The 16,666-nt window shown below is 38.1% G+C and carries 17 protein-coding genes and 1 tRNA gene; 11 read left to right on the top strand and 7 right to left on the bottom strand.

Features of this window, described 5'->3' with window-relative positions:
- Position 1: 1 nt before the first annotated feature.
- Entirely contained in the window at positions 2-937 is a 936-nt protein-coding gene (locus CVS95_RS04205; RefSeq protein ID WP_107695676.1) for a metal ABC transporter solute-binding protein, Zn/Mn family, read from the bottom strand.
- A gap of 147 nt (positions 938-1,084) precedes the next feature.
- Between CVS95_RS04205 and CVS95_RS04200 the strand changes: the two genes are divergently transcribed.
- Positions 1,085-1,444: a Fur family transcriptional regulator gene (locus tag CVS95_RS04200; RefSeq protein WP_084109795.1), complete on the top strand. Its 360-nt coding sequence runs from the start codon at positions 1,085-1,087 to the stop codon at positions 1,442-1,444.
- Here the strand turns inward: CVS95_RS04200 and CVS95_RS04195 are convergent.
- The gene (locus tag CVS95_RS04195) at positions 1,435-1,827 is read right to left on the bottom strand and encodes an acyl-CoA thioesterase (RefSeq protein ID WP_021090236.1); all 393 of its coding nucleotides are present in this window, start codon (positions 1,825-1,827) and stop codon (positions 1,435-1,437) included. The two genes, CVS95_RS04200 and CVS95_RS04195, sit on opposite strands and share 10 nt — an antisense overlap.
- A gap of 47 nt (positions 1,828-1,874) precedes the next feature.
- Here CVS95_RS04195 and CVS95_RS04190 point away from each other — a divergent pair, with 47 nt between their 5' ends.
- The gene (locus CVS95_RS04190) at positions 1,875-2,600 is read left to right on the top strand and encodes a class I SAM-dependent methyltransferase (RefSeq protein ID WP_107695675.1); all 726 of its coding nucleotides are present in this window, start codon (positions 1,875-1,877) and stop codon (positions 2,598-2,600) included.
- Here the strand turns inward: CVS95_RS04190 and CVS95_RS04185 are convergent.
- Together CVS95_RS04185 and CVS95_RS04180 are read right to left on the bottom strand one after the other, a co-directional pair.
- Positions 2,597-3,478, bottom strand: a complete 882-nt coding sequence (locus tag CVS95_RS04185; RefSeq protein ID WP_107695674.1) for a DMT family transporter — start codon at positions 3,476-3,478, stop codon at positions 2,597-2,599. The two genes, CVS95_RS04190 and CVS95_RS04185, sit on opposite strands and share 4 nt — an antisense overlap.
- Entirely contained in the window at positions 3,475-4,224 is a 750-nt protein-coding gene (locus CVS95_RS04180; RefSeq protein WP_107695673.1) for a DUF4197 domain-containing protein, read from the bottom strand. The genes CVS95_RS04185 and CVS95_RS04180 overlap by 4 nt, the downstream gene beginning before the upstream one ends.
- A 108-nt stretch (positions 4,225-4,332) precedes the next feature.
- Between CVS95_RS04180 and CVS95_RS04175 the strand changes: the two genes are divergently transcribed.
- Positions 4,333-4,893, top strand: a complete 561-nt coding sequence (locus CVS95_RS04175) for a manganese efflux pump MntP family protein (protein WP_107695672.1) — start codon at positions 4,333-4,335, stop codon at positions 4,891-4,893.
- 83 nt (positions 4,894-4,976) lie between these two features.
- Here the strand turns inward: CVS95_RS04175 and CVS95_RS04170 are convergent.
- Positions 4,977-5,051: transfer RNA gene (locus CVS95_RS04170), tRNA-Glu, on the bottom strand.
- Positions 5,052-5,119: 68 nt separating this feature from the next.
- On the opposite strand from CVS95_RS04170, the gene CVS95_RS04165 reads away from it, so the two are divergent.
- From CVS95_RS04165 to CVS95_RS04145, 5 genes are read left to right on the top strand one after another with little or no spacing between them, the layout of a single operon-like run.
- Entirely contained in the window at positions 5,120-5,590 is a 471-nt protein-coding gene (locus CVS95_RS04165; protein ID WP_107695671.1) for a hypothetical protein, read from the top strand.
- Positions 5,587-6,438 carry a deoxyribonuclease IV gene (gene nfo, locus CVS95_RS04160; RefSeq protein WP_107695670.1) on the top strand — a complete coding sequence of 284 codons (852 nt, stop codon included), beginning with the start codon at positions 5,587-5,589 and terminating at the stop codon, positions 6,436-6,438. The genes CVS95_RS04165 and nfo overlap by 4 nt, the downstream gene beginning before the upstream one ends.
- Positions 6,435-7,667, top strand: a complete 1,233-nt coding sequence (locus CVS95_RS04155; RefSeq protein WP_107695669.1) for an OmpP1/FadL family transporter — start codon at positions 6,435-6,437, stop codon at positions 7,665-7,667. The genes nfo and CVS95_RS04155 overlap by 4 nt, the downstream gene beginning before the upstream one ends.
- A gap of 12 nt (positions 7,668-7,679) precedes the next feature.
- Entirely contained in the window at positions 7,680-9,356 is a 1,677-nt protein-coding gene (locus CVS95_RS04150; RefSeq protein WP_107695668.1) for a fatty acid--CoA ligase, read from the top strand.
- Positions 9,356-11,089 carry an AAA family ATPase gene (locus CVS95_RS04145; protein WP_107695667.1) on the top strand — a complete coding sequence of 578 codons (1,734 nt, stop codon included), beginning with the start codon at positions 9,356-9,358 and terminating at the stop codon, positions 11,087-11,089. The genes CVS95_RS04150 and CVS95_RS04145 overlap by 1 nt, the downstream gene beginning before the upstream one ends.
- Before the next feature lie 602 nt (positions 11,090-11,691).
- On the opposite strand, the gene fliI is transcribed toward CVS95_RS04145, so the two are convergent.
- Positions 11,692-12,999, bottom strand: a complete 1,308-nt coding sequence (gene fliI / locus CVS95_RS04140) for a flagellar protein export ATPase FliI (RefSeq protein ID WP_107695666.1) — start codon at positions 12,997-12,999, stop codon at positions 11,692-11,694.
- Positions 12,996-13,568, bottom strand: coding sequence for a GTP cyclohydrolase I FolE (gene folE / locus CVS95_RS04135; protein ID WP_054196006.1), 573 nt, complete (start codon positions 13,566-13,568; stop codon positions 12,996-12,998). Before folE ends, fliI begins: the two co-directional genes overlap by 4 nt.
- 137 nt (positions 13,569-13,705) lie before the next feature.
- On the opposite strand from folE, the gene tig reads away from it, so the two are divergent.
- The 3 genes from tig to CVS95_RS04120 are packed head-to-tail and all read left to right on the top strand — an operon-like array spanning position 13,706 to position 16,658.
- Positions 13,706-15,037 (top strand): trigger factor, encoded by a 1,332-nt coding sequence (gene tig, locus CVS95_RS04130; protein WP_107695665.1) that lies wholly within the window; start codon positions 13,706-13,708, stop codon positions 15,035-15,037.
- On the top strand, positions 15,037-15,627 hold the full coding sequence (clpP, locus tag CVS95_RS04125; RefSeq protein WP_054196008.1) for an ATP-dependent Clp endopeptidase proteolytic subunit ClpP: 591 nt from the start codon (positions 15,037-15,039) through the stop codon (positions 15,625-15,627). Before tig ends, clpP begins: the two co-directional genes overlap by 1 nt.
- Positions 15,628-15,635: 8 nt before the next feature.
- A complete protein-coding gene (locus CVS95_RS04120; protein ID WP_085657935.1) occupies positions 15,636-16,658 on the top strand; it encodes a GGDEF domain-containing protein in 1,023 nt (340 codons plus the stop codon).
- The last annotated feature ends 8 nt before the right edge of the window (positions 16,659-16,666 follow it).

The following is a 16,666-nucleotide window of genomic DNA, read 5'->3' as shown; positions in this document are numbered from 1 at the left end:
TTTATAGACTCTTAGCAAAAATTTCTGCTGTTTTTTTCATCTCATCTAGCCAATTTTCTGGGAGCTGATCAATGCTTATGACCTTTGAGCCAGTCTCTTTTGCTACTAAATTTGCAGCCTTTGTTGGAAACTGCGGAGCCACGAAAATAACCTTTACACCGTGCTCTTTAGCCTCTTCGATGAGCTCTTTTAGCTCAGCTGGCTTTGGCTCTTTGCCCTCTATCTCGATAGCGATTTGCTCTAAGTTATAGCGTTTTGCAAAATATCCCCAAGATGGGTGATATACGATAAATTCGCGAGTTTTAACATCTTTTAGAGTATTTTTGATAAAGCCATCAAGCTCGTCAAGGCTAGCTTTAAATTTAGCCAAATTCTCCTCATAAAGCTTTGCATTTTGCGGGAATTTCTCTATTAGCGCCTTAGCTATATTATCAGCTTGAGTTTTTACTAAAACCGGATCAAGCCAAATGTGTGGATCAAGGCCATCATGATGATGGTGATGATGTTCGTCAGCTTCGTGGTCATGGTCATGATGCTCGTGATGTTCATGTTTATGCTCGCCCTCGTGCTTGTGCTCGTGATGTTCATGGTGTTCATGATGTTCGTGTTCATCACTCATAGCTATCTTTTCGATACCTTCTTGTGTTTTTACAATGTGTAAGTTTTTAAAAGATTTTGAAAAACGCTCTAGCCAAGTATCTTCAAACTCAATACCAATAGCAAAGTAAAGCTCGCTCTTTTCAAGCTCCTTCATCTGTTTTGGCTTTGGCTCATAAGTGTGCGGATCAGCACCTTTGCCAACCATTGTATTTACGCTTAGTGTATCACCAGCGATCTGCTCAACAAAAAATTTTGTAGGCAATATGCTAGTCGTAACAACTGGCTTTGCAAAAAGTGACAAAGCGCAAACTGCTAAAAAAACAAAAATCTTTCTCACCATCTCTCCTTTGTTTGAAAAAATATTGCGGAAGTTTAGCAGATTGCAACTTGGTTGCAACTTAAAGAACGAAAGCCTAAATATAGTGCTTTTTAAATGAAATTTAAAACTTTTAGCGTTAATATACAAAAAATAAAAAGGGCAAGGATGAATGCAAGAAATTTCTTAGAAGAGCATAGTATCAAGGCAACTACTTTTCGCATAAAGCTCGTTGAAATTTTGCAAAATGCCAAAACTCCATTAAGCTATGATGAAATTTTAGAAAGCCTTAATGCAAATAAAACTACTTTTTATAGAAGTATAGAAATTTTTGAAAAAAAGGGCCTTGTCATAAAAACCGAAAATAATCATAAAAGCTACTACGAACTAGCAAATGAGGCAAAAGCGTACTTTATCTGCGATGTCTGTCATAAAGTCACAAACATCGATATGCCCCATCTAAACGTCGCTAAAAATATAAAAAGCGCCGTGATAAAAGGCGTTTGCGACGAGTGTGATCACGAGTAAAGTGCGATGATCTCAGCTGGAATGGCTTTTGGGCGATTTGTTTTTAGATCAACGTAAACAAACTCGGTCTTGCCAGTTGCTATTAGCTCGTCATCTTTTTTAAACTCAAAATATCTACACGAAGTCGCCTTGCCTTCAGCTTGTGTGTAAGTATGAATCTCTATCTCATCCATTAATTTTACGCTTTTTATATATTTGGCTTCATTTTTTCTAATGAGCCAGATCTCGCCTCTTTTATACTGCGCCTCGACCGTGTCTCCAACTGCGGCAGAATGTGCAAATGCAGCCTCTTGCATAAGAGTGAAATAATAGACATTATTCATGTGTCCGTGCATATCAATGGCTTGTGGTGGGATTATTACTTTGTAGATAAAATCTTTCATTTCTAGCCTTTTTTGCTAGAATTATAACCAAAAAATAAGGAGCTAAAATGCAAAATTTATGGGATAAAAAGGCGTCAAACTACCAAAGGTTTGATGGCAAAGTAAGTGCTATTCAGCAACAAATTTTTGCTAAAGCCTTAGCTTGGGGAGTTGATTTTAGCGGCAAAGAAATTCTTGATATAGGCTGTGGTACCGGTGTTTGGACGATATTTTTGTCAAAAACTGCAAAAAATATAACTGGCATTGATAGCTCGGAGAAGATGATAGAAATTTTAAATGAGGACGCAAAAAGATTTGGCGTGACAAATTTAACCAGCGAGGTTTGTTCGTGGAGAGAATTTAAGCCCACAAAGCGCTTTGATATCGCTATTTGTACGATGAGCCCAGCCATTGCGAGCGACGAGGATTTTTTGAAATTTCAAAACTGTGCCAAGCAAAAGCTCTATCTTGGCTGGGATAAGCCTAGAAGCTCTGATCTGCTTGAGCCATTTTTTGAAAAATTTGGACGCACTCTCTCTCAAAAAAATATTGTAAATAGACTTGAAGCATGGCTAAATGAGCAGAGTATTGCTTATAAGAGTGAAATTTTAAATGAGACAAGGATCGCTAGACGAAGTGTGCAAGAAGCTGCTGAGAACATCTGCTGGCACCTTGAGATAAACGGGGCCAAAAACTACGATGAAAAGGTGGTTTTAGCGATGTTAAAAGAGAGATTTGACGGCGAGTTTATAGATGAAAAGATAGAGTCGCAGATGAAGCTTTTTGTCTTTTAAGCTAGTTTTGATCTGGAGAAAAATTTTTTACCAAATTCGCTAAAAATAACTCCAAAGATTATTAAGATCGCGCCAAAAATTTGTATGAGTGTGAGCTTTTCACCAGCGAAAAAATAGCCGATAAAGCCAGCAGAAACTGGCTCAAGACAGAAAAATAAAGCTGCTTTGCTGGCTGTTGTATATCTTTGAGCGATGGTTTGTACAAAGTAGCAAAAAATGGTGCCAATAAATGCAGTGATAAAAATTGCTATAAAAAATTCCCTATCGTAATTTGGCGCCACACTACCTTCAATAAATGCAAAGACAAATGAGAGTAAAGAGACGGTGAGAAATACTACAAATACGAGTAGATAAAGCTCACATTTTCTTACAAAGTGGCCATTTAAGCTCGTGTACAGTGCGTAAAATATGGCACAAAGTAGGGCAAGTGCCTCGCCGCTCCCAAGTGCTAGCGTAGCGCCACTTAAGAGCCAAAGCCCAAAAATAGCAATAAGCGCACCAAAAATAGCAAAAATGGTTATTTTATTTTTAAAAATGAGTGCTGTCATAAAAGGCACGATCACACACTCAAGCCCTGTAATAAAGGCAACACTTGAGCTAAAAGTAAGCTTTAGAGCGTAAGTTTGAGCAACAAATGAGCCAAAGAGAACTACGCCAAGAATGGTGCCGTAAACTACACTTTTTTTATCAAAAATTTTAGAAAATTTAAATGCTATAAGTCCCATAAAGATAGCGGAAATAAAAAATCTACAAAAAAGCATGACAAAGACGCCATTTGTCTTTAGCGCGTTTGCCATGGGTAAAAACGTAGCGCCCCAAACGACGGCAATTACGATAAGAGCGATGTCAGCTTTGTTTTGAGCGGTCAAATTTCTCATTTAAAGATCGAGTCTAGCACCTTTTTACCGCTATCTAGGCTAAAGCCACTTCTTAGCCCCTTTTCCTTCTCGCTCATGACGTTAAATAGCCCATCTAGCGTCTTTCTCGTGATGTAGGCGTTTAGATCCTCACCGTCATATGGCACATACTCGCTTGCGCCTAAATTTTTAGCTAGGCTCTTTACTGATTTTATCGTTTCGTTGTTTTTTGCTGAGCCGCCGATGAAAGAATTTAGACCATTATACGCGGTCGCAAAGCTATTATCGCTCATCATTTTTTCAATTATCGGCGTAAAAGCGGCCTTTAGCTTTTGACTGGAGCTTTGTTGCAAATACTTCGTAACGCTGTCACTGCCGCCGTTAAAGAGCTTTTTGATATCGGCCTCGCTCATATTTTTTATGCTCTCACTAAAAATTTCAGCAGCCTTCGGCACGGCCGTGGTTGCAGCGTTGTTTATCGACTTACTAAGGTCCTGCGCCCACTTTTCGCCACCTACTTTTTTGGCTAAATTTGACGCCATCTCAAGGCTTTTTGGGAGTGGGATTTTAGCTGTGGCATTGTTTGTAAAGCCCTCTTTCGAAAGCTCACTAACGGCTGCATTTAGTGCCTCGCTAACTAAGCTTTTATAATCGCCGCTTGATGCGTGAGTGGCGATTTTGACACCTTTATTTATCATATCGTCCATGCTTGCAGCTTGTAAATTTAAAGCAAGCGCACCAAAAAGAATAACAAGAGATCTTTTCATTTTCTTTCCTTTTTTAAATTTAAAGCAAAATCATACAAAAAATATCTAAACACTTAAAATAAATTTAATCTTTTTAGATTACAATTCGTGCCTTTTTAAAGGGGATTTATGGAACTTTTACTTCTTAGCTTTGCTCTTAGCATGGATAGTGCGGCACTAAATATGGCAAATGGTGCAAGGTATAAAAATTTGGTTCTTAGCAAAATTTTATTTATAGCTTTTATGCTTGGCTTTTTTCAGTTTCTCATGCCGCTTCTTGGCTATTTCCTGGGTATTAGCTTTGCTAAATTTATAAGCTCTATCGATCACTTCATCGCATTTTTTATACTCTGTTTTCTTGGCTTTAAAATGCTAAAAGAGGCCTGTAGTAGCGAAGCGGGCGAGTCATTGGGCATGGATCTTAAGACCATTTTTATAGGCGCATTTGCCACGAGCATAGACGCACTTGCCATTGGTGTCACGCTTAGTTTTGAAGCGGTTAATGTATTTGAGAGTGCGCTCATCATCGGTGTAGTCTGCTTTGCATTAAGTTTGATTGCTTTTTATATAGGTAAATTTATGGGTGAAATTTTAAAGAAAAAGGCGCTCTTTTTGGGAGGAGCGATATTAATTTTTCTAGGTTTTAAAATTTTAATAACGCATTTAATTGAAAGCGGCACAGTTCAATAAAAATTTAAAATAATAATTAAAAATAATATTTAAGATTAACTATATTTTAAAGCTTATATGGATAAGATTTTGATTTTTAGAAGTGGTGACCCATACGAGACTCGAACTCGTGTTACCGCCGTGAAAGGGCGATGTCCTAACCGCTAGACGAATGGGCCACATGTCGGTTATGAAATTGGGATTATATTTCTTTTATACTTAATTTTAGATTAATAAGGAAAAATTTTTGAAAAATTTTTTATTTACTTTGTTGTCTGTTTTTATTTTTACAGGCTGCGTGGCTACCAAAACGCCGCAAAATTCACAAGCTTTTCAAGTTACTTTATTTTCACCAATGATAAAGATAAATGACGTTGGATTTTTCCACAAATATAAAAATGAGCTAAATTTGCAAATTTATAGTTCTGGCGTAAACACCGCAAACATAAGCATAAGAGATAAAATTTGCATAAATAATGCTTGTTTTAACAAGACTGAGTTTAATGAGAAATTTTTTCTAGCTTCGCACTATGAGAGCCTTTTTGAAGAAATTTTGCAAAGAGAAAAGATTTATGATGGCAAAGGCTTGATAAATACGGAGTGTGGTTTTAGCCAAGATCTAAGTTCATATTTTATAAAATACGAGGTTTGCGACAACTACGTCAAATTTATAGATAGCAAAAATAAAATAAGAGTGATAATAAAAGAGTTAAAATGAGATACATCGGAGCTCACGTAAGTGCGGCTGGAGGCGTGTTTAACGCTCCGTTAAATGCTGCAAAAATAGGAGCAAATGCCTTTGCTCTTTTTACAAAAAATCAACGCCAGTGGAATGCAAAAGAGCTAAGTGCTAGTGAAATAGAGCAGTTTAAAGAAAATCTAAAAATTTCTGGCATAAGCACAAAGCATGTTTTGCCACACAGTAGTTACTTGATAAATTTAGGCCATCCAGATGAGGAGGCAAGAGCAAAGTCGCTTGAAGTCTTTGTGGATGAGATAGATCGCGCCAGTAAGCTTGGGCTAGAGCTTTTAAATTTTCATCCAGGCTCACATCTAAAACAAATAAGTGAAAAAGAGTGCTTAGATAATATCGCAAACTGCATGAATGTGGCACTTAAACGCACAAGCGGTGTAAAGCTAGTCATCGAAAATACAGCTGCACAAGGCTCAAATTTAGGCTTTAGTTTTAAGCAGATTGCTTATTTGATAGAGCGAGTAGACGATGAGAGTAGGGTTGGTGTTTGCTTTGATACCTGTCACGCATTTGCTGCTGGATATGATCTAAGAAGTAAAGAGGCCTACGCCAAAACTATGGGGGAATTTGATGCGATCATTGGCTATAAATTTTTATCTGGCATGCATTTAAATGATGCAAAATTTGGACTTGGCTCGAAAAAAGATAGGCACGAGAGCCTTGGCAAGGGTGAGCTTGGATTTAGTGCTTTTAAAAATATAATAAATGATGATAAAATAGGCGAAATTCCTTTAATATTAGAGACGATTGACGAGAGTATTTGGGAAGACGAGATAAAAATTTTAAGAAATTTCGAAAAGGAAAAACTATGAAAAAAGTGCTATTAAGCATTATTGCAACATCTACTTTGCTAAATGCTGGAGGTTATAAAGTTCCTGAGCAAAGTGCTGATTCTTTAGGTCTTGCTGCTAGTAACGTAGCCTTTAGTTTTGGGGCTGATGCGGCATATTTTAACCCTGCAAATATGATGTTTTTAGATGGACGCCATCACATAGAAAGTACCCTTGGCTGGTTTCATATAAATAAGCTCGAGTTTAAAAGTGATAGTGGCAAAAGCTACAAGTCAGAAAAATTTGACTCACTAGCTGGTACATTTAGTTTTGTAACGCCAGAAATTTATGAAAACTGGAAATTCGGTTTAGCTCTTGCCGTTCCTGCTGCTGTTGGTGTATCGTGGGAGGATCCAGCTACCGCATTTACCGCTAAAAGGTTTAAGCTGCAAGTTGTTGAGTTAAATCCAACTGTGGCTTACCGCATAAATGATAAACTTGCCGTTGCTCTTGGTGCTAGAGGTGTTTACACCAAAGGTAAGATAGCAAGTGACTTCGGACGAATAGGCTACAGAGAGATAAAAGGCGATGGTATGGGCTATGGCTACAATGTTGCGCTTACTTATAGACCTATTGAGGATTTGAGCTTTGCTGTTACTTACCGCTCAAATGTAAATTTAGATATCAAAGGCCATACAGATGCTGATTTTAACGGAGCGCTATCTCCTATAAGCTATCATGGCAAAACAAAAGTTGAGATCCCACTTCCTGCACAGCTTGTACTTGCAACTGGATATAAATTTAGCGACTTTACTCTTTTACTAGCTTTTGAGAGGACGTATTGGTCTAAATTTAAAGGCTATGACTTTGAATACATGGATAAAGGTCCAGCTCACTCGCATCCAGCTTTTGCAAGATTCATGGACGATCCAGTCATAAAAAATGCAAAAGATACTAATACATATAGACTAGGTCTTGCCTACGACGTAAATGAAAAATTTAGACTAATGGCTGGCTTTGCTTATGATGAAGACATTACAAGTAGTAAGCATACTGGCTTAGAGCTTCCAAATACTACGTCTAAGGTATATTCTTTTGGAGTAAATTATAAATTTACACCAAATCTTGAAATGGCACTTGGATATGTTTATCAACACCGTGATAAGAAGCGTGCGACAGGTATTACCAACAGTATTGCTACAAAAATGTCAGGGGAATTTGATACTGGTACGATCCAAATCCTTGGTACGACTTTTAAATATACATTTTAGTTAGGGTCAATAATGCGATACTCTTATAATAATTTTTATGAAATTTTAACCAAAGTAGCAAAGGAAAATCCAAATCAAGTAGTTCTTTTTGAAGAAAAAGAGAAGCTAAAATATCGCGAATTAAAGCAAAATGTCGATAAAGTGGCAGCTTATTTGCAACTTGCTGGAGTAAAATTTGGCGATAAAGTAGCTATGGCGGTTACAAACTCGAAAGAATTTATCATCTCATACCTTGCGATAACTGCAATAGGCGGTATCGCAGTGCCTATGAATACTTTTTTAAAAGCAAACGAGTTTGAATATATCATAAATGATTGCGGCGCAAAGGTGCTTTTTGCGTCTAGCTCGCTTGCAAAAGAGTTAATCGCATTAAATGAGCTTGAAATTTTAAGAAAGATAATCTGGATCGGAGCAATACCAAAGAAACTTCAAAGTGCCTCAAAAGATGAATATATAGACACTGATGAAGAGTATGGCGAGAGCGCGTATCTTACTTCAACACCTCAAATTTCAAAAGAGGATATGAGCAAGGGCTATGAAAATAATGGGCTCGTTAAAAACATAAATTTTACAGAAACTCTAAATCATAAATACGCTCTTAGTATCACAAAGTATCCGGCAATAGATGATTTAATGCATATAATTTACACTTCAGGTACTACTGGCAAGCCAAAAGGTGCGATGATAAGCTATAAAAATATCTTTTCAAATTTAATTGGAGCTCATGATCGTTTTATAGTGAAAAAAAGCGATCGTTTCATAGTCTTTTTACCGATGTTTCATAGTTTTACGCTAACTGCAATGGTGTTGCTTCCGATATTTGCGAGTGCCTCTATGGTACTTGTAAAATCAGTATTTCCATTTTCAAATGTATTAAAGCAAACCTTGCTAAAGCGTGTAACTGTATTTTTAGGAATTCCAGCCATCTATACAGCTATCGGTAAGGCAAAAATTCCTTGGTATTTTAGATGGTTTAACCGCATTAGATTATTTGTAAGTGGTGCAGCTCCGCTTGCAAAGCAGACTATAGATGACTTTAGAGTTAAATTTCCACGCGCAACACTTGTCGAGGGATATGGCCTTAGCGAATGCTCGCCAGTCGTAGCTGCAAATTTATATGATAAACAAAAGCTTTTAAGTATAGGGCCTGTACTTGATGGCTATGAGGTAAAGATCGTAAATGATGAGATGATGGAGCTTCCAGTTGGTCAGATCGGCGAGATCATTGTAAAGGGCGACTGCGTCATGCAAGGCTACTATGGTATGCCAAGCATCACTGATGAGACCATAATAAACGGCTGGTTAAAGACCGGAGATCTTGGAAAAGTTGATGAAGAGGGCTTTATCTATATCGTTGATCGTAAAAAAGACCTCATTATATCAAAGGGCATTAACATCTATCCGCGTGAGATCGAAGAAGTCATTTACAAACTTGAAGCAGTTGAAGCAACAGCGGTAATTGGCGTAAAAGACGTACATGCCGATGAAGAGGTTGTGGCCTTTATTCAGGTAAAAGAGGGCATGGATCTTGATGAAAAGACGGTAAGGGAGCATTTGAAGAAAAATTTAGCAAATTTCAAGATACCAAAGAGTATCTATTTCGCCGAAGAGTTGCCTAGAAATGCTACTGGCAAGGTATTAAAACGTGTATTAAAAGAGCAAATAGAGCAGATGAAGGATAAGTTTTAGTGAAATACTTGCTTGATTTTTTAAACCAGGACCTCAAAAAAAGCAAAATTTACGAGCTGATAAAGTGCGGCGACGAAGAGGGAGAAATTTTAAAATATCTAAGTAAAGCTTATGTGCAAGGAACAGCTAATATGAGTGTTTTTGAGCTACTTGGAGCAGTCTTTGGCACACAAAATGATAAGCAGCTTTTGTATCTAAAATTTATAAAAAATTTGCTTGATAGCGGTTGGATTGTACAAAATTATAGTCTTTTTAAAATACCTGAGAGCACGCAAAGAGCTTCAGCTCAAGGGCTACTTTCGTTGCTTCATTCTGAAATTTCTCTATCAGCCACATTTTTAAAAATTCTTGAAGATGGCAACGCTGATATAAATTTACCAGAGCTTACGCCATATGAGGATCATTTGGAGTATTTAAAAGATCAGTTTTTAAAGGTGGAGCTTTACTCAAAGGCTGCGATATTTGAAGGTGGCTCAAATGACGCTAAAAAGCGCATAAATGAACAAATTTCTGAGCTAACAAAGCGCATAAACGAGCGTGTAAAACTAAGCAAGATCAGCCTAAAGATAGAGCAAATTTTTAAAGAAAACTCGCTGGATGAAAAAGAGCAGATCATATTTTTAGCCCTTTTAAAAGAGGAGTACGCGGGCGACTTTGAAAATGGTCGCGACCTAAACACACTAGTTGGGCTAATAAGCAAAGACGAGCTTGAACGCATCAAAAATCGCACGCTTTTAGAGGATGGCTCAAAGCTCATAGAAGGCGCTCTCATTGACTACGACGAGGTCTTAAACGCTTATGGCAACGTTAGCAAGAGCTTTTTTATAAATGAAGAAATTTTGCAAAGCATAATGCATCCAAAAAATGACAAAAATAGTAAAAAAATCAAGATCGAAAGCCTAGTAAAAGAGCAAGAAATTTTTGAGCTAATAGAGCCTGTAACGAGCCTAGAAGACGTCGTGCTAAACGAAAAGACAAAGCAGCTTTTAAGCACGATACTAAAACAAGTCGATAAAAAAGTGCTTGCTAGACTTAGTAGCTGGGGCATAAAAACTAGAAAAAATATAGACGCCAAGATCATCTTTTACGGCGAGCCTGGCACTGGTAAGACTATGAGTGCAGTTGGGCTTGCAAAGAGCCTAAAGAAGCAAATTCTAAGCTTTGACTGCTCAAAAATTTTAAGCAAATATGTCGGCGAAAGCGAGCAAAATGTAAGGAAAATTTTTGACACTTACAAAGAAATTTGCAAAAAAAGTGGTAGCGAGCCGGTGCTCTTGCTAAACGAGGCCGATCAGTTTTTAAGCACGAGAGTGGAGAGCTCAAGCGGAGCTGAAAAGATGCATAATCAAATGCAAAATATCTTCTTAGAGCAGATCGAGCGCTTTGAAGGCGTGCTAATCGCTACGACAAATTTCTTGCAAAGCCTTGACGTGGCGTTTTCTAGAAGATTTGACTATAAGATCGAGTTTAAAAAGCCTGATTTTAACGGCAGACTTGCTATTTGGCGTAAAATTTTGCCTGAGAACGCGAGCTTTGAAGATGGCTTTAGTGTTGAAAGGCTGGCTGAGTTTAACCTAAGTGGCGCACAGATCGTCCTTGCACTAAAAAATACTGCTTTGAAAGTGGCGATAAAAGATGATGGGATTTTTACCTTTGAGGACTTCAAAACCACGATAGAGCGCGAGCTAAACTCAAGTTTTGGCGAAGATAAGAAGATGGGATTTGGCTCTTAAGCCCTTCCAAATTTTACTATCTCGTGTGGCTATACGCTTTTGCCAAGAGGTAAAGTCTAAAGTGCTAGGGATTACTGGACTAAACGTAAAATTTTGATTTTATAATTAAATTTGCGCTATGACTGCCACCAAAATTTATAGCAAGACAGACATCAGCACATAATTACTTAGTATAAATTTGGCCCGCTTACTTGCCTTAAAATTGTAACATGGTCTTTGCTAAACAAGTAGTTTTTGTTAAAAAATCCTAAATTTTTGGAGTTTATCCACTCCATGACCGCTGCTTGGAATGTATATTTGCACGTTTGGTGCTTTAAAAAAGTTTTATTAAAATCTTGTCATTTTGTGTAATACAAAAATAGCCGTCTCACGAAGTCTAAAATAAAAAGCCTCATAAATTTCAAATTCTCTTTCATGATATTTGTAGCAGCGCTTTTTGAAATCAAAAAAGAGATGAGAAAATAGAAATTTATAGGTCTTTGAGTGCGATTTTTACATCCGAAGTAAAGAAGTAATGCGTGATCACTTTAACAATTAGTATAAAAAATTGATTATATTTTTAGTAGCCAAATTTTGTAAAAAGGCTTATAAATTTTAGAAATTTACTGATTGATCTTATCAAGCAGCTCTTCGACCTCTTCAAGCGCAAAGGCCTCTTCTGAGCTTTGTTTTAAAAAGCTCTCCATAAATTCTTTCTTCGAGATCGCAAGGTCAAGCTCCTTGTCGCTGCCCTTTTGATATGCGCCGATGCGAAGCAGGACCTCATTTTCTTTTAAAAGCGAGTAGAGGCGCTTAAATTTCATCGCATTTAGCTTGTGCTCTTTGCCGATCACGTCGCCCATGACACGCGAGGCCGAGTTTTGGATATTGATAGGTGGGTAGATGCCAAAGTCCGTTAGCTCGCGGCTTAGCACGATGTGTCCGTCTAGGATAGAGCGGCTTTGGTCAGCTATCGGGTCGCTCATATCATCACCCTCGACTAGCACGGTGAAAAATGCCGTGATACTGCCCTTGCCCTCCTCTTTGCCGGCGCGCTCCATTAGCTGTGGTAAGAGCGTGAGTGAGCTTGGTGGATAGCCTTTTGATGTAGGTGGCTCGCCAAGCGCAAGGCCGATCTCACGCTGTGCCATCGCAAAACGTGTTACGCTATCCATGATAAAAAGCACGTCATTTCCTTGTTGTTTGAAGTACTCAGCCACGCTCATCGCACAAAAGGCACCATATTTTCGCATGAGCGAGCTATCATCGCTAGTCGCTACAATGATGACTGTACCCTCCAGGTCGCCGCCCAGGTTTTTTTCGATAAATTCAGGTACCTCACGGCCACGCTCGCCTATTAGCGCGACTACTTTTATGGGAGCTAGTGTGTTTTTTACGATCATACCCATGAGGGTTGATTTGCCAACACCTGAGCCTGCAAAAATTCCCAGCTTTTGCCCCTTGCCGCAAGTAAGCAGCCCATCTATCGTCTTTATACCAACGCTAAATGGCTCATTTATAAGCCCTCTCTTCATCGCATCTATCGGTGCTCTCATGATCGGCATGTACTCGGTCGTCTCAATCGCTCCTTTGCCATCAATGGGCTTCATAAATGGATCGACCACTCGACCTAGTAAATTTGGCCCCACAGGTATGCTCATGCCCTGATCGCTCTCATAGACGAAGTCGCCTATCCTAAATCCCTCAACAAAGCCAAATGGGCTGATATAAGCTCCATCTGTCTTTATTTGCGTAACCATGCCAAGGCCGTTTTTACTCTTATCTTTTGCGACTATTCGCACGATGTCGCCGATGCTTGGACGAAGTCCAGTGATCTCGATAGTCGTAGCTGTGATTTTAGTTATGATGCCAAAGGTGTTTGAGAGTTTCACACCCTCTTTAAGCTTTAAATTTATATGCTCTAAGCTCAAAAATGCGTTTCCCTAGGAGAGTTTATAAGCGAGAAAAATTCTCGTCTTGTGTCTGCATTTTTGATAAAGCAGCCTCTAAGCGCTGAGGTTGTCGTAGTTGAGTTTATCTTTTGCACACCCCTCATCTCAACGCACATATGTCTAGCCTCGACAACGACTCCAACGCCTTTTGGAGCGATCACGTCCTCAAGTGCTTTTGCGATCTGCTCAGTCATCTGCTCTTGAATTTGCAAGCGTCTGGCGTAGATATTTACCATGCGTGGAATTTTACTAAGCCCAACGACCTTGCCATTTGGGATATACGCCACATGCACACGGCCGATAATAGGCAATAAATGGTGCTCGCAAAGACTGTAAAATTCGATGTTTCGCATCAGAACCATTTCGTTATTTGAGCTAGTAAAAAGTGCGTCACCAAGAACCTCTTTTGGATCTTCATCATATCCGCTAGTTAGAAATTTAAACGCTTTAAAGACACGCTCAGGAGTTTTTAAAAGCCCCTCTCTGTTTGGATCCTCACCTATAATCGTTAGCATATTTTTAACCGAATTTTCAAAACTCTCTTGCATAAATTTTCTCCATAATTTTATTGCTAGATTCTACGTTAAAACGCCTTTTATATCTATAAAAATTTACAAATTTACAATGAAATAAGGAAAATTCTGCTATATTTTGGGCTAAAAATTTGTATTCATAAAGGAATTCGATGGAAATCAAAATCAAAGCTCTAGATAGCGTAAATACCTTAGCAAGCACGACTATAAGTGCAGATGCTATAAAATCTAGCGTAGAAAAACTAGCAAAAAAAGCAGCAAAAACTATGAAAGTAGATGGCTTTAGACAAGGCCATGTGCCAGTTGCTATTGTGCTAAAACGCTACGAGAAAGAGCTAATAAATGATGCTGAGCAAGATGTCTTAAGAGATGTTGTTGATGAGGCTATAAAACAAGCAGGCAAGAAAAATGACGATCTTATCGGCGAGCCTATCGTTTCAAAATTTGACAGAAAAGATGGCAAGATCGATGTTGAGCTAACAGTTTCATTTAAGCCAAGTGTCGATGTGAGTGGCTATGAGAGTTTAATACCTGAGTTTTCAAACCCGCGTGTTTTGAAAAAAGATATCGATGAGAAAAAAACTGAACTTCTAAAAATGATAGCTCCACTTGAAAAAATTGATGGCAAAAGAGGTCTAAAGGTTGGTGACTTTGCTAAATTTGACTTTGAAGGCTTTGTTGACGGCGTTGCATTTGATGGTGGCAAGGCTGAAAACTATGTGCTTGAGATCGGCTCAAATCAATTCATTCCAGGCTTTGAAGATGGCATGGTAGGTATAAAAGCTGGTGGCGAAAAAGATATCGAGGTTAAATTCCCAGAAAACTACGGAGCTGCACATTTAGCTGGCAAAGACGCTATCTTTAAAATAAAACTTCATGAAATTCAAGAGAGAAAAATTCCTGAAAAACTAGATGAAGAGATGCTAAAAACTTTACTTCCAAATGAAGAAAAGCCAACTGAAGAATTACTTGATGAGCGTATAAAAGAGCAAATCCGCCAAGAGAAAATTTATAAACTTATAAATGATGAGCTTAAGCCAAAATTTGCTGAAGCTGCGGTCGAGAAATTTAAATTTGATGTGCCAAAAAATATTGTTGAGCAAGAGATCGATATGCAGTTTAGAAACGCATGGAGCTCATTTACCCCAGACGATATGAAGAAATTTAGAGAGGATAAAGATGCTCTTTCTAAAAAACGTGACGAGTTTAGAAAAGACGCTGAAAATAGCGTTCGTTTAACTTTCATCATCGATGAACTAGCTCGTGTAAGAGGCGTAAAAGTAAGCGATCAAGAGGTCGTTCAAGCGATCTATTTTGAGGCGTATAGAAGCGGTCAAGATCCAAAAGCGCACCTTGAGATGTACCGCAACCAAGGCATGCTTCCAGCTATAAAGATGTCAATGATCGAAGAGAAGCTATTTAGCGATCTTTTCAACAAAGAAAAAGACGAGAAAAAAGCAAGCAAAAAAGAGAAGGCTGAGTAATGAGCTATTACGTTCCTGTCGTAGTTGAAAGAACTAGCAGAGGTGAGCGAAGCTATGATATATATTCCCGTCTTTTAAAAGACAGGATCGTTATGCTAAGTGGCGAGATAGAAGATGGCATGGCCGCTTCTATAGTTGCTCAGCTTCTATTTTTAGAGGCTGAAGATCCGGACAAAGATATCTACCTTTATATAAACTCACCAGGTGGCGTGATAACAAGTGGCTTTAGTATCTATGACACGATGAACTACATAAAGCCAGATGTTTGCACGATCTGCATCGGACAAGCCGCTAGCATGGGTGCATTTTTATTAAGCTGTGGTGCGCCAGGTAAAAGATATGCATTGCCAAATTCTCGCATCATGATACACCAACCACTTGGCGGTGCTAGAGGACAAGCGACTGATATCGAGATACAAGCTCGTGAAATTTTGCGTATGAAAGAGATTTTAAACGGAATTTTGGCTAAAAATACAGGTCAAAAGCTAAGTAAGATCGTAAAAGATACTGAACGTGACTTTTTTATGAGTTCGGCCGAAGCCAAAGAGTACGGACTTGTTGATAAAATTTTGGAGAAAAGTTTTAAATAAGGCCCAAAGTGATAAAGATAGATAATGCACCAGACCCTAAGAAAAAAGCGGTTGAGGTAAAACATATTCTAGAAAAAGAAAAGGTAGATATCTACAAATTTTCAGAAAATGTTTTGCATGAATTAAGTGACGATAATGTTCCATCTACGCCAAATAATTACTCTATTTATTTTGAGAAAATGCTTGATGGACAGCCTGATGAATTTAGAAAAGAGATCGGTGATATGATAGTCATAAATTCCGAGATCTCAGTACCATCAGGCAGTAATATCTCTATTGAAAAAGAGATAAAGCAAGGATTTATCCAAATAAAAAGCATGCTTCAAGCCGTGGTGCTAATCTATAAAAATTTAGGCATCATGAGAGGCCTAGTGCAAAAGCGCATGGATGCACTCAAAAACAATACAAATATCCTAGCTCTTCAAAATGTTTTAAGCGCATTTAACCATGACTTAATAAAATTAAACAGCCTTATGGATAAGCATCTTGATGTCATTAAAGTAAGCTATGACGAAGTAGCTAAAATGCTTAAATCTATTGAAGAGCAGTCGATTTATGATACGACATATGACGTCTATAATAAAAAATTTCTAGTAGCCACAGTACAAAGTGAAGTAGAAGCTGTTAAAAGATATGGCTATAACGCATCGTTTTTACTAGTAAGAGCAAAAGACAGATTTACAAATCGTGTTAAAAATTTAAAAGAGCGAAACAATATGTATAAAGCTATATCGCAGCTTCTTTTAAGAACTTCTAGAAGGAGCGATATAGTAGCTCATTACGGCGATGGCTGTTTTGCTATGGTTATGAAATATACTGATGAAAATGGCACAAAACAAGCTGGTAGCAGAATTTTAAATATGCTTTCATCTATACCTTGGAAGATAGATGGTGAAGAGTGTAAGCTAGACATTCAAGTAGTTTCAAGTATGATAACAAAAACAAGAAGCGCTGAAGAACTAATCTCTTACTCGTTAGATCAACTAATACTAACACAAGATGATGAGCAGCCTATATTTTTGGGTGAATAAGTAGGAGT

Origin of the sequence: Campylobacter concisus, assembly GCF_003048905.1 — a bacterium.
GTDB classification, from domain to species: domain Bacteria; phylum Campylobacterota; class Campylobacteria; order Campylobacterales; family Campylobacteraceae; genus Campylobacter_A; species Campylobacter_A concisus_V.
Note: the sequence above shows the minus strand (reverse complement) of the source record. Positions and strands in the feature narration are given on the sequence as shown.

Coding starts and splice junctions, on each gene's coding strand:
- CVS95_RS04200 (WP_084109795.1), top strand. CDS start 1,085: ATGAATGCAAGAAATTTCTTAGAAGAGCATAGTATCAAGGCAACTACT.
- CVS95_RS04195 (WP_021090236.1), bottom strand. CDS start 1,827: ATGAAAGATTTTATCTACAAAGTAATAATCCCACCACAAGCCATTGAT.
- CVS95_RS04190 (WP_107695675.1), top strand. CDS start 1,875: ATGCAAAATTTATGGGATAAAAAGGCGTCAAACTACCAAAGGTTTGAT.
- CVS95_RS04185 (WP_107695674.1), bottom strand. CDS start 3,478: ATGAGAAATTTGACCGCTCAAAACAAAGCTGACATCGCTCTTATCGTA.
- CVS95_RS04180 (WP_107695673.1), bottom strand. CDS start 4,224: ATGAAAAGATCTCTTGTTATTCTTTTTGGTGCGCTTGCTTTAAATTTA.
- CVS95_RS04175 (WP_107695672.1), top strand. CDS start 4,333: ATGGAACTTTTACTTCTTAGCTTTGCTCTTAGCATGGATAGTGCGGCA.
- nfo (WP_107695670.1), top strand. CDS start 5,587: ATGAGATACATCGGAGCTCACGTAAGTGCGGCTGGAGGCGTGTTTAAC.
- CVS95_RS04155 (WP_107695669.1), top strand. CDS start 6,435: ATGAAAAAAGTGCTATTAAGCATTATTGCAACATCTACTTTGCTAAAT.
- CVS95_RS04150 (WP_107695668.1), top strand. CDS start 7,680: ATGCGATACTCTTATAATAATTTTTATGAAATTTTAACCAAAGTAGCA.
- folE (WP_054196006.1), bottom strand. CDS start 13,568: ATGCAAGAGAGTTTTGAAAATTCGGTTAAAAATATGCTAACGATTATA.
- tig (WP_107695665.1), top strand. CDS start 13,706: ATGGAAATCAAAATCAAAGCTCTAGATAGCGTAAATACCTTAGCAAGC.
- clpP (WP_054196008.1), top strand. CDS start 15,037: ATGAGCTATTACGTTCCTGTCGTAGTTGAAAGAACTAGCAGAGGTGAG.